A 12,013-nucleotide genomic window follows, 5' to 3' on the forward strand; every position below is an offset into this window, starting at 1 on the left:
GGTCATCCTCGTTTCGGCGTCACGCTGCGCAACAACGATCGATCCGGACGCCAAGCGACAATCCCCCCAGACGGGCTACTTTGAAATCGCCCTGCCCACAGGCAGAGACCGTCGTGACCAGGGCCAGACCTGTGAGGGCCATCGCGGCGGAACGAACAAAACTTGACATGGCCATAAGAGGAACCTTTCGGCTGAGAGGGCACGGCGAAAGAACGCCTTGAGGCGTCAGACATCCAACGACGTATAGCGGTGCTTGATATACCACCGGTGCATCAGAAATCCGGCGACAGGCGTGCCAGATGATTAGCTCGGCGGAGAAGCTTGTCGATGATCATACCTGAGTATGGAGAGCGGCCATCGCGTTCTTCAGGCCCTCGGCCACTCCGTCTGCCTCACCTTTACGTTTGCCGATCATCGGGCTGCGGCATGCCAAGGCAACCGACGTCGCTACAGAGAGCTAATGACCGTTACAGACAATGGCTCATTGTCTGCGTTCAGGATGGCGACCAGCAGGTTCGTCAGACCGATCACTCCGCGCGGTCGAGGATTGGTGAACGGAGGTCCTGCTTTCAGGGAAGTGATTCGATCCGCAGTTCGCCGAAGACCTGCGGGAGTTCCGGGCCCCCGATCAGCGGGGAGCTGCTGCCCGTACCGGAGGCCGCAGAGCGGACCACGCCGCATCGTTCTCCGACGCTCTGCCCAGAGACGGTTCGATCGACGGCAGTAAAAATCAATCCCGTCTGCCTTCGCCCGCCCTTCGGACGTGTACACGGCTCAGCCGCGACGGCGAGAACCCCAACGCCTTACTCAACCACTTACGGAATGGAACCCACCAGGATCCATGCCCGGCGGTATTTCGTGCCCTAGCACCTTTAGATGATTAAGCGAGAATGATGGGATCGTTGGCGGCGGATCTGACTGACTCCAAGGATGCGCACCTGTATCACGGTCCAGGCGATGCCAACGGACTCCATCCCAAGGGCGAGAGTCACACTCAGACCGAGCGCCATCACCGCGGTGAGCCAGCCGTTCAACTCTGCGGACATAGTTGCCCAGTTGATCTCTACCAGCCAGCCGACACCCGCAAAGACCGGCGGCTCACCACTCAAAGAGCTCGTTCAGTAGTAGGCCGGCTCTTCGGGGAAGACCACCAGGCGGTACGCGAAGCGGGAGCCGCCAGCGCCGCCAGGTTCAACAAGGACAACCCCCAGCGCGGGGGAATCGCCGGTAACGGAAGCAAGAGGGCCGCCACCTGTCGTAGATCGAGGCGCCCAGCCTAGATCATCTCTGGAGCCCTTCAGCTTGGCCGCTCATTGGCCGTGGCGACTCCGGATCAAGGACACGACCAGGGGAACATGCCATGACGTCGCCGTACCCATTGACCGGCGCATGCCCAGGCCAGCACGTGCTGTCATGGCTCAGCGCTAATACTCGCGAGTGGAGTACGGCCTCCCGTGTTACCAGTCCTGCGTGCCGCCGGTGCGGGCGTACCAGTTGAGGTAGGCCACTCCGAGCAGTGACGAGCCGAACTGCGGTCCGATCTCCCTGGCCGCGAAGATGGACCCGGAGTGCGTGAATATCTTCGAATCCTGGAAGGCGAACGGCATCCAGCGTGGCGCCTGCGTGTACTGCCCTTCCGGGGCGAGCCCGCCCGTTCCGTCCACGCGCATGAATGTGGTCGGCACACCAGACGGATCGGCGGTGGCCAGATTCCTGCTGTAGGTGCGTGCGAACCTCGCGCCCCAGGTGGGGCTCAAAAAGGCGAGTCGGCTTCTCAGAGCGGCCGCGACGAACTCCACGTCGATGGCGCCGTGGCTGAGGTCTTCGATCTGCTTGGCGCCCGTGCCCGACGGGGTGTACACGGAGATGTTCTGGCTCGCCGTGTAGCCCTGGTAAGTGCGACCGTATGTCGGCCAGTACGACCAGGTGTAGGCGTTGTCGGCGGTGTCCAGCTTGAGCTCGCGGGAAAAGGTGTTGGCCAGGCGCTGCACCCGGTCGGAGTAGATCGGGTCGCCGGTGGCCATGGCGAGCTCGGCGTAGGTCTTGCCGAGCGCGAGGGTCTGGTTGTTCGGCTGCGCCGTACCGTCGTAGGCGAGCGGTGTGCCTTTGTTCCACACGAAATACCCGCCACGGTCCGCGGTCTCCCGCCATTCGGCATCGTGTACGGCTACGGCCGCCTGGACGGCCTCAAGGTACTCTTGCGCTTTGGCCTGGTACCTCGAATTGCTCGCCAGTTCCGGACGGGTCTTTACCAGCCGCACGAACGTTGCGATGGGGTAGGTGATCATCCCGGTGTGCACCGTGAAGATCACCGGCGGGGACACGCATTGTGTCACCCCCAGAGCCGGCAGCGCCCTCCCCAAAGCCTTCGCCGTCACCAGGGGCGGCGTCGGGTAGGCGGCCAGGACGCGCTTCTCCACGAAGTTGGTCGACGCGGGGTCCATTGACAGGTCCGCGAACGTGGCGGTGGCGCCCGTCCTGCTGTTGAGTACCTCCAGAGTGAAACGGTAAGAGACGCTACCGGCCCGCACTGTGACCGCGGTCAGGTCGGCATAGCTCAGCGCGCTGCGCACCTCCAGTACCGGCTGGCCGTCAGCGGACTTCAGCGTGGCGATGCCTGCGGTGTAGGGGTGCAGCGCACGCCACGCGGGCAGCGACTGCCCTCGATGATCGGTGACGCCGCGTACGGAATCGCGACTGGCCAGCACCTGGTCGATGTTGTCGATCATCCGGTCCAGGTAATGGGTATCGCTGTAGGCCCGGTACATACGGGCGAGGCCCAGCAGAACGTACGACTGCCCCCAGGCGAGGCCACCACGCTCATTGGTGTCCGTCGGCTGGCCTGCGCTATTACTGGAATGGAAGACCTGGTCAAATTGGTCGAAAGTCGCCCTTGCCGTGTAGTCGTAGGCCACTGCCCGCGCGGCGCGGGCCGTACCTGTCGAAGTGACAGCCAAGGCACTCGTAGCGAGCGCCCCAAGCCCGAGCTGCCTGCGTGTCAACATGCTGGTCGCCCTTTCCGCAGCGTCAGGCCCCGACCCGCCGCAACTTTGGAGGAAGAAAATTCCGGTCCAGACCTAAAGCTGCACTATCGGCGTCGACGAGATTGACCGTCAGTGAAATCGCCCGTCATTGATGAGCAAAATAAGATCATGATGCACGATAACGGTCAAGACCCAAATCGACGTGGTGACGGCATCCTCAACGCAGCCGAGGCCAGGCGTACCTGACCAATCCGGAGACCAACTCCCCGGGCGAGGTGGTCGAGGCAGGGGCGGTCGCCGTACCGAACCGTGGATGTCCTGCTCCGCGTCTAAGCCAAGTGCATCGACGGACAGGAGGAAATCGTCAACCAGCGGATCGAGGACGCGCTTGCGGCCTGAGATCTCGTCAAGACCGGCCAACGGGCTCCGGATCACCCTCCGGGGCCCTTCGGCGTTGCCGGGGCCTGATCGTTCCGTGACTGTTCCGGATCAAGGTGTCCGACTTGGGGAAACACGCCATGATCCATTCCGGATATATTCCGGGACCAGCTACAAACGGTGGCTCAGAGCGGCCTACGGCCGCATACCCCTGAAACGCAGAAGAGGCCCCGTAGGGCCTCTGAACTGCGCTAACTGCGTGTGGCAGGTGCAAGGTTCGAACTTGCGTAGGCTGAGCCGACGGTTTTACAGTCCCGTCGCGATCAAGCCCTGACCTCGGCTTTCGTAGCCAGCAGAGCGAATTTGGCCGCGTATTGGCCGTGATCAAGCTTCAGACGGCTTCTGACAGGCGGCAGCCCATCGTTGGCACTGTGCCTGCGCTTGACGTTGTAGAAGTCCGCGATCCAGGTCGCGATCTTCAGACGGACCTCGGCCCGGGTGCGGAAGCGCTGCCGGTGGACGTACTCGACCTTGAGCGTGCTGTTGAACGCCTCGGAGGCTGCGTTGTCCAGCGCGCAGCCCACCCGGCCCATCGACTGAACCACCCCATGCCGACGACATTCAGCCTGGTAGCGGGCGGCGGTGTACTCCGACCCGCGATCGGAATGGAAGATCACCCCATCCACGTCGCCACCACGGGTGGTTACTGCCATCTGCAGCGACGCGACGGTCAATGCCGCATCGTGATGCTCCGACATGGCAAAGCCGAGCAGACGGCGGGAAAACAGGTCCTCGACGGTGGCCAGGTACAGCGGCCCCTCATCGGTATCGATCATGGTGCCGTCGCCGACCCACAGCACGTCCGCAGCGACCGCGGTGAACTTCCGGCCGACCAGATCCGGCGCGGCCGGACGCTTGCCCTGCCGGGTCAGCGAGCGCGGCCTCTTCGGCTTGCGGCCGGCCAGGCCCAACTCGACCATCCGCTTAGCCACCGTGTTCTCCGATACCTTCCAGCCCTCCGCGTGCAGATCTTGAGTGATCCGAGGCGAACCGTAGGTGCCGCCCGACGCTTCGAAATGCCGCTTGACCTCCTCATCCAGCCTGATCCGTCGCTGCTCTCGGGCCGTCGGAGCGCGCTTGTTCCACTTGTAGAACCACGACTGCGACACCCCTAACGCGCGGCAGGAGATGACGTGGTCGATGCCGAAGTCGGTCTTCTGGGAGCTGATGAAGGCCGCCACGCTCACCGGCCCATCGCCTCTTTGACCCACAAGACCACCGAACGCTTGAGGACATCACGCTCGCCTTCCAGCTCGGCGCGTTCCTTCTCCCAGGCCGCCTTCTCCTTGGCGTGCTGCCGGGCAAGCTCGGCCTTCTCCCGCCGCAGCCGGGCCAGTTCCTCCTGCTCGGACTCCGTCAGCTTCCCGCTCCCACCGCCGTTGCCACCGACCCGGCCGCTGGCATGCCGATCCATCTGCATCCAGTTGTGCAGCGTGTACTCGTTGATACCAAGGTCCCGCGCGACATGCGAGACGGGCTTACCGGTCTCCTTGACGATACGCACCGCGCCCGCCCGAAACTCCGGATCAAACCTGCGCCTGATCACTCCCATGACCCAACCTCACCTCAGGTTCGGTCTCCACGGTATGAGGGGAAGCACATTCCCCCGTGCACCACCCAGCGCGTCAGCTCAGCGTCATCAGCCACACCGTGAAGCTACCGGCCCACAACCCCGACGTACACGCACTTCCAGGTAACAGAGGCATGAGACCTGGAGGGTAGGAGGCTGAGCCCAATCCTCGCCACTACACCAGCGAACAGAGTTAGTTTGGCTCGCTTGACAAAGACAAGGCTACGCCGCCGCAATGTGCATTGATGCGTCCCGCATGGCTCCCAAAGGGCGACCCCAAAGCAAGTCGCCTTTTTGCAACACAATCTAAAAATATCAGAGAGCCCTACTATTCATGCATATTGGCGGCGTATCATCATTTTGATGACCGTATAGAGCCTTGGTGATCAGAAATCTGAAACCAATGCAAGTTCCTGTGCCTATAAATGCCGTCACCATATCTCCGCAGTCGATAAGAAAGGTGCACGCACGTTAACGCACACTGCGATGGCGAAGCAGAATAGGAACATTCCTCTGAGCCACGGCTCATTGAAGGGGTCAGTCATGGGGCAATTTATCGTCAACGGACAAGTAGTAGATTTGCGCAGCCCACAACCGACAGCTCGCGAACTCAAAGCGCACACAGTAGGGGCTAGCCAAGATGACGGGGTGATGGCCTATTTCGAAAATGGCGAATACTCCCTACTTCGAGATGACGAAGTCCTCCCCTCCACTGCAATTGATTACAATATCTCCCCACAGCATAGCCTAGGCGACGGCTAAGGAGAGATACGCCATGGCATCAGACCTTGAAAAGCGCTTGCGCTTGTCTAGGCTTAGGTCAGAAGCGATGCTACTTGGGCGGAGATACGGCGAAGTAAGCTTCGATAGCCAAGACGCAAGCTGGATTCATATACCTAGCTTTCCCCTCCCTCCGGGGTGGGATAGGCGACAGGTTGCCATCCTGATTGATATCCCATGGGGCACTCCGGGGTATCCGTCCGTAGCCCCCGAATGGTTCTGGACAGAACATGATCTGAGGACCAAAACGGGCAAGAAAATTGGACACTTCTTCGTAGAAGCTCCTATACGCGATAGCGACAGAGATTACCTAGCGGCCGGGTGGGGGCACTTCTGTGTGCATCTACAAGGACCATGGCGTCCAAGTACAAATATCGCTAATGGTCACAATCTTCTCTCCTACGCAAATCTAATCTGGTCTGTCTTGCGGAACCCGCCAGACCTTGCAGTTGAATGAGTTCCGTTTCTGCAATATCTAGGAGAATCCCGTGTCCATAGAAATTGTTTTTCCGGTTGGCTTGTGGGATGAGCTGAATCGCCACCTACTACGGGCGCCGAAAGACGGGTCGGATCATCTCGTAGACGAGCAGATGGCCTTTGTTATCGCAGGGATTAATAGGTCTGACAGTCGTATCAGAATTCTCGCACATGAGATTCATACTGCAAAACCAGAACATCTTTTCCGGCAATCGCCCGCAGCCATAGCGCCACGTATGGAATACGTGGCAAGCATGCTAGCCCGGTGTCGACGAGATGGATGGAGTCTGATCGAGGTTCATTCCCATCCGTTCGCAAGCGGCCGTGGGACTACATTCAGTTCCATTGACTGGCGCAACGATCGCAGAACAATGCCTCCTACGTCCGGGTTCCTGCCTGACGTAGCTATGTATGCGTCCATGGTAATCGGCCAGGAAAGTCTAGATGCACATGTATATGAACGCTCAACCAATTCTATTGTACCGGTGACAAATATTTATGTGCTAGGGCGTGGCGCGAACAATCGAGCTATTACCTCCATACCCACCACAAGTGGCTTCAACGGGAATTACCATGCAGGATCCGTTGAAGAACGCCATCAACGCCAAGAACTGCTATTCGGCGGAGAGGGCCAACGCATGCTCTCGAGAGCCGCCATTGCCGTCGTAGGACTCGGCGGGCTGGGCTCCTTCGTGGCACTGGAGCTTGCCTACCTTGGCATTGGGAGGCTTGTGTTGATCGATCCGGATTGCGTAGAAAAGAGCAATTTGAATAGACTGATGGGTGCGAAATCTACTGACATAGGACGCAAGAAAGTGGAAGTATATAGAGACCTAATTGGCGCCATTGCGCCTGGAACGCAGATCGCCGCCGTGGATTCCTCTATCGCTTCAGAAGAGGCTCTGAACTATGCTAAGGATTGCGATCTACTTATGGGTTGCGTTGATAATCATGGCGCCCGTCTGATTCTAAATCACTTGGCGATACGCTACCTGCTCCCGTTGATCGACGCCGGCACTGGTATCCGGCTATCCGGAGTCAAGCGATCCTTTGCTATGGGAGGACAGGTTCACGTAGTAATCCCAGGTACCGGATGCTTGGAGTGCCGAGGCTTCATCGATGCCTCCAAAGCTGCCTTCGAACTGGCACCTCCAGATATTCGAGGATATGAACGTGAACACGGTTATGGTACACAGCAAGTTGCGCCGTCGGTTGTATTTCTGAACGGGGTTGTCGCGTCCCTCCAAGTAGCGGAAATAGCTTACCTTTTGAACCTGTCTGAACTGATTCCCGTGATTCCGCTGAACATTTATGATGCCATCAAGCGCAATGTGATAGCAGTATCTATAAAAGACTATAAGGCGTGCCCCACTTGTGGCGTAGATGGCGTTCAGGGCGTCGGTGATCTTGCCCCTATTCACGTCCCTATCGCTAGCGCGGGGAAGCCTCCTCCCTCTATAGCTCGCTGAAGGGGGCGGAGGCGGGTGCCTGAACGAATTCCACATAGCCCTAGCTTTCGGAGAATAAGGCAACGCGAAAGAAATCACCTGCCTTATCCGCGTCAGCGCACGCGCCAGTTCCCCTGGAAGATAATCTTTGGCTTGGCTATCGCAGCAGTATTCATTTATGTCGTCGCCATTAACATATCCGGGAAGGTCTCAACGTCACCGGGGCCCATTACGCAGGATCCGGATGTTCTCTTTCAGGATCCTCTGACTAGCGACAACCACGCCGCGGGGTGGCCTGATGGTTCCAGCTGCAACTTTGAGAGCGATGGCTATCACTTTGCGCAAGATACGGGTACGTGCACACTCAGTTCAGGGAATTTTGGGGACGCGACAGTTTCAGTGACTGCTAGATGGATCGATGGGCCCAAAGCTGCAACTTATGGATTGGTTTTTAGGGGCTACTGCTACATAATCAGAGGGGACGGAAGATGGAAAGCCTATCGATGCTATTACGATAGCAGCGAAGTCCGCTTCCGGCGCAGCTCCGCCATCAATAGGGGAGAGGGAGCTATTAACGTGCTTAAAATGAAAATCAAAGGTGCTCGCGTTACGTTGAGCGTGAATGGCAAGGTGGTGGCCAAAAACAGGCATGTCCACTTGGAGGATGAGGGTGGCGTAGCGCTTTATGCCTACAATGGAACCTATGAAGGCCATAATGAAGTAGTCTACACCGACCTTGTTGTAAAGCGACTAAAATAACCACGTCCGATCGTCGGAGCCGGGGGCGCAAGATCGGGCAGCAACAAGTACTCTCAGTGAGCCGTTTTTTATCCATCAGGAGCTGTCTGGACACAGCATGATCGCGGACAAGGACAGCGATTCGAAACTGACGATCATGGTTGACACCTGGCCTCCGGCCACTAGGGAGATCCTTCATGTGGGACCCGACCCCCACAAGCGTGACGGGACAGACAAGCACAGCGTGTATTGGTAAGCATTCACGTCCAGCGCATGTCGGGTTCTGTTGATCGCGCTGTGTGATCGTTCAGAATTGTGCGAGGGTGCGGCCGGCTCCGGAACGTCAGGTGGTGACCGGGTCGGGTGGCATCCAGAGGTTGCCGAGGAGGGCATCGCGCAGGACGGTCATGACGTCAAGGCCGTGTTTGAGCGCGGTGGACAGGTAGCCGCGTACGGTGTACCGGTGCTCGGTAGCCTTCTCCGAGCGGAGCCTGCCAGAGATCTTTTGCTGAGTTTTCGCTGGTCGCAGGTCCCGCTCGGCCTGGTTGTTCGTGGGTGGGATCCGCAGGTCATAGGCGAAACGCAGGACGTCGCCCGCACGGTCGCGCAGCACCTCCAGCAGCACGCGGCCGGCCGGCTGGGTGACGGTCTTGGCCGGGCCGGGCAGGCGCTTGACCTGTGACAGGCCGACAGCGACTCCGCCGCGGAACATCTTCACGAACATTGCCAGGGTGCCCGGCGCGATCGCGTCCCTGGCCTGGGCGCGGGCGAGGTTGGCGGCGTGGACCAGGCCGCGCAGCGCCATCTGGAGTTGCCGGGGCCAGCGGACATCGGGATGGGTCTCGGCGCAGTCTTCAAGATCGCGTAGCAGGTGCGCGACACACAGTTGATGATCGCGCGTACCCAGGTCGGTGGCGTCGTAGTTCTGGTAGCGGTCGTGCACCACGACGCCGGCCAGGTCGGCCAGCACGAACCGCTTGAAGGTGGCCATGTCGCGCCCGCCGAGCATGTACCAGGTCAGCAGCTGGTTGCAGGCCACCAGGAGGTACTTCTTGGCCTTCTTCGGCCCCACCCGGATCGGCGTCTCGTCGCAGCACACCACGTAGGCGAGAGTGAGCAGCGTCCGGATCCGCGCATTCGCGGATGCGACCGCGCCGGCGGCCCGGCTGATCAAAGCGTGCACGAACCCCGCCGACGGCTCCGCACCGGTCAGCGAGGCCACCAGCTCGGCGACCCGGTGCACCGGAATCGCGTGAACGACCAGCAGATACACGCACCACGCCTGCAGATTCACCCCGAGGCTGACCGGCGCTGCGGGTACCCCCGCCGGCCGCGTCGCGGTGTGCACCCGGCCGCACCGGCAGGCCACCGAGTGCAGGTGATGCTGCAGGCGGCGGGCCACCACCAGCGGGATCTCGATCTGCGGGTGCCGGGCCGTCACCCCTAGATCGGCCGCCTGTCCGAGATCGGCCCCGCACCCGCACGGACCGTGCGGATAGTGCTCGACGATGTCCCCATCGGCGACCTCGTCCGACCAGGCCAGCGCCTTGCCTTCGGCGCCGGGCTGCTTGCCGGCCTGCGCCCGGCGATGCTGCCAGGCATGCGGTCCTTCGGCCGCTTACGGCCGGGAAGGTCATCGACCGAGGGCGGCATCCCGGAGTTGCCGCTGTTACGCGAGACCAGCCGCTCCAGCTTGGCCACCCGCTCGCGCAACGCAGCGTTCTCGGCCCGAAGCTCGGCTACCTCCGCCTTCAGCGCGGTGTTCTCGGCCATGAGCTCGCGCGTCAGAGCGATCAGCTCCCCGCGGGACAGCTCCTCCAGGCCGGACACCTGAAGATCACATCACCCATGACCAGATTCATCAAAGTGACGGACAGTTACGTAACCACTCGGACTACTACACCCTGTACACGACGTGAATGCTTACGTGTATTGCCGAATAGCCCCTGTAGGAATCAAGGCGGCGGCTACGCCGCCGCGCCCGCGCGGCCCGTCCCGCGCGAGCATGCGGCCTGGGGGCCGGTCTCGCACGGAGGACCCGCGCGGGCAGCAGCAAGCCTCCCAAGGACCTACCCGTCTCCGCCGACAGCCAGCGAGTCATACCGGTCCCACATGTTCAGCGCACGAGGGGTTCCAAGGGAGCCTCTGCCCGCAGACGCAACCTCATTGGCCCGTCTCCACCAGCGCCTCAGGCAGCTCACCGAGGCGAAATAATGGCGTCGGACGGCCTGCCGCACCATCAAAGTGACCGGGGGAGGGTCGCCATTCACGATTTCCCTTTCACCAACAGCTCAATTCTCGCCACCGTCCCACTCGGGCCCCTCCTCCAGTGAACGCTTTTCATCCTCACGCTGCCTGCGCAGCTCGGTGGTTCTGGAGGACGGCGATGGCCTTGCAGAGGTGGCCAGCCTTGCTCGGGCTGCAGCGTAGCTTGCGCAGGATCTTCCAGCTCTTCAGCTGGACGTTCGCTCGTTCACCGGGCCCCCGAAGCTTTGCGTGGGCACGGTTGGCCTGCTTCTGGGGTTCAGGCTTGTTCTTGCCCTTATACGGAGTGAGCACCGGACCTTCGGCTCCCTGATACGCCTTGTCTGCCAGGGTGATGATCCCGGCCGCCTCCAGCGCGGCAGGATGCTGTATGCGGCCATCTGAAACCCCAGGTCGGCGGACAGTCGGTTCCCGCGCCACGGTGTTCGTTCCGGAGAAGGACGCGGGCACCGGCTACCTGGTCGGCGCGACCCCGATGCCCAAGGTGGTCAAGGCCGCCTACCTCAACACCCCGGACACTCAACTCATCGCCGACCGCGCCTACGCGCTTCGCAAGGCGGCAGGCACGCTGTCCGGGTACGCCCTCGGCGAGACAGCCGAGCAGACCGCGCCTAGCTACGACCTGCTGGCCGACATCCGGGCGGTGGTCCCGCCGTCCGAGGCCAAGGTGTGGAACGAGGTCATCGTGGATCGCCTGGCCGAGCTGCGGCCCGACATCTACGGCCCGTGGGCGGCGCTGGAGGGCGGCGCGAAGACAGCCCAGCTCACCACCGTGCTCAAGCCGTACGGCATCCGCACCTTGCAGGTGTGGGGCACGCCGGAGGGCGGCGGCAAGGGCGCCAACCGCATCGGCATCACCCGTGACGACATAGTCACTGCAGTCACCCAGCGCGACAAAGGCAAAGCGTCGTAGCCCCGTCGAGCGCCTCTAGACCTAGAGGCATGCCCCTCTAGGTCTAGAGGCTCCCCTAGAGCCCGAAATGGTGTTCTACCTGGGCTCTAGCGCCTAGACATCGACCTGTGGAAACCCTGGAAACGGCCCTGGAGGCCCTCATGGCTACTGTCATCGCCCTTCTAGCAGCCTGCCTACCGTTCATCACTCTCAGTTACATCATCGTCTGCCTGGCGTGGCCCTGGGGCCGCTGCACCCGATGCCGCCCCGGCGGCAAGAACCGCACCTGCCGCGCCTGCAACGGCACCGGCAAGCGGCCCCGCCTCGGCTGGCAGCTCTACGTCTACGCCCGCCGCCTCCACCACGACGGCAACCGCTGATGCCGCCCAGCACCCACGGCATCACCTCTCAGGAGAGCCAC

9 protein-coding genes and 1 pseudogene are annotated in these 12,013 nt (G+C 61.2%); 4 read left to right on the forward strand and 6 right to left on the reverse strand.

From position 1 onward, the window contains the following. Positions 1-1,457: 1,457 nt before the first annotated feature. From AB0F17_RS32915 to AB0F17_RS32925, 3 genes are all read right to left on the reverse strand, one after another. The gene (locus tag AB0F17_RS32915) at positions 1,458-2,729 is read right to left on the reverse strand and encodes a hypothetical protein (RefSeq protein ID WP_358031008.1); all 1,272 of its coding nucleotides are present in this window, start codon (positions 2,727-2,729) and stop codon (positions 1,458-1,460) included. A gap of 956 nt (positions 2,730-3,685) precedes the next feature. Further along, positions 3,686-4,609 (reverse strand): IS3 family transposase, encoded by a 924-nt coding sequence (locus AB0F17_RS32920; protein ID WP_358031011.1) that lies wholly within the window; start codon positions 4,607-4,609, stop codon positions 3,686-3,688. Continuing rightward, positions 4,606-4,974, reverse strand: coding sequence for a transposase (locus AB0F17_RS32925; RefSeq protein WP_358031013.1), 369 nt, complete (start codon positions 4,972-4,974; stop codon positions 4,606-4,608). Before AB0F17_RS32925 ends, AB0F17_RS32920 begins: the two co-directional genes overlap by 4 nt. An 847-nt stretch (positions 4,975-5,821) precedes the next feature. Here AB0F17_RS32925 and AB0F17_RS32930 point away from each other — a divergent pair. Together AB0F17_RS32930 and AB0F17_RS32935 are read left to right on the forward strand one after the other, a co-directional pair. Beyond that, positions 5,822-6,229 carry an E2/UBC family protein gene (locus tag AB0F17_RS32930; RefSeq protein ID WP_358031356.1) on the forward strand — a complete coding sequence of 136 codons (408 nt, stop codon included), beginning with the start codon at positions 5,822-5,824 and terminating at the stop codon, positions 6,227-6,229. Between the two features lie 31 nt (positions 6,230-6,260). Then, positions 6,261-7,718, forward strand: a complete 1,458-nt coding sequence (locus AB0F17_RS32935) for a ThiF family adenylyltransferase (protein ID WP_358031015.1) — start codon at positions 6,261-6,263, stop codon at positions 7,716-7,718. Between the two features lie 1,060 nt (positions 7,719-8,778). On the opposite strand, the gene AB0F17_RS32940 is transcribed toward AB0F17_RS32935, so the two are convergent. The 3 genes and pseudogenes from AB0F17_RS32940 to AB0F17_RS32950 all read right to left on the reverse strand — a co-directional run. Next, positions 8,779-9,978 carry an IS66 family transposase gene (locus tag AB0F17_RS32940; RefSeq protein WP_358031358.1) on the reverse strand — a complete coding sequence of 400 codons (1,200 nt, stop codon included), beginning with the start codon at positions 9,976-9,978 and terminating at the stop codon, positions 8,779-8,781. Continuing rightward, positions 9,879-10,265, reverse strand: coding sequence for a DUF6444 domain-containing protein (locus tag AB0F17_RS32945; protein ID WP_358031017.1), 387 nt, complete (start codon positions 10,263-10,265; stop codon positions 9,879-9,881). Before AB0F17_RS32945 ends, AB0F17_RS32940 begins: the two co-directional genes overlap by 100 nt. A gap of 516 nt (positions 10,266-10,781) precedes the next feature. Beyond that, positions 10,782-11,075, reverse strand: a pseudogene (locus tag AB0F17_RS32950) (transposase family protein); the annotation flags it as partial. Here AB0F17_RS32950 and AB0F17_RS32955 point away from each other — a divergent pair. Further along, positions 11,071-11,613, forward strand: coding sequence for a hypothetical protein (locus tag AB0F17_RS32955; RefSeq protein WP_358031374.1), 543 nt, complete (start codon positions 11,071-11,073; stop codon positions 11,611-11,613). The pseudogene AB0F17_RS32950 and the gene AB0F17_RS32955 sit on opposite strands and share 5 nt — an antisense overlap. A gap of 140 nt (positions 11,614-11,753) precedes the next feature. Next, on the forward strand, positions 11,754-11,972 hold the full coding sequence (locus AB0F17_RS32960) for a hypothetical protein (protein ID WP_358031019.1): 219 nt from the start codon (positions 11,754-11,756) through the stop codon (positions 11,970-11,972). Positions 11,973-12,013: the final 41 nt, after the last annotated feature.

Source organism: Nonomuraea sp. NPDC026600, from assembly GCF_040638335.1.
Taxonomy (GTDB): Bacteria; Actinomycetota; Actinomycetes; order Streptosporangiales; family Streptosporangiaceae; genus Nonomuraea.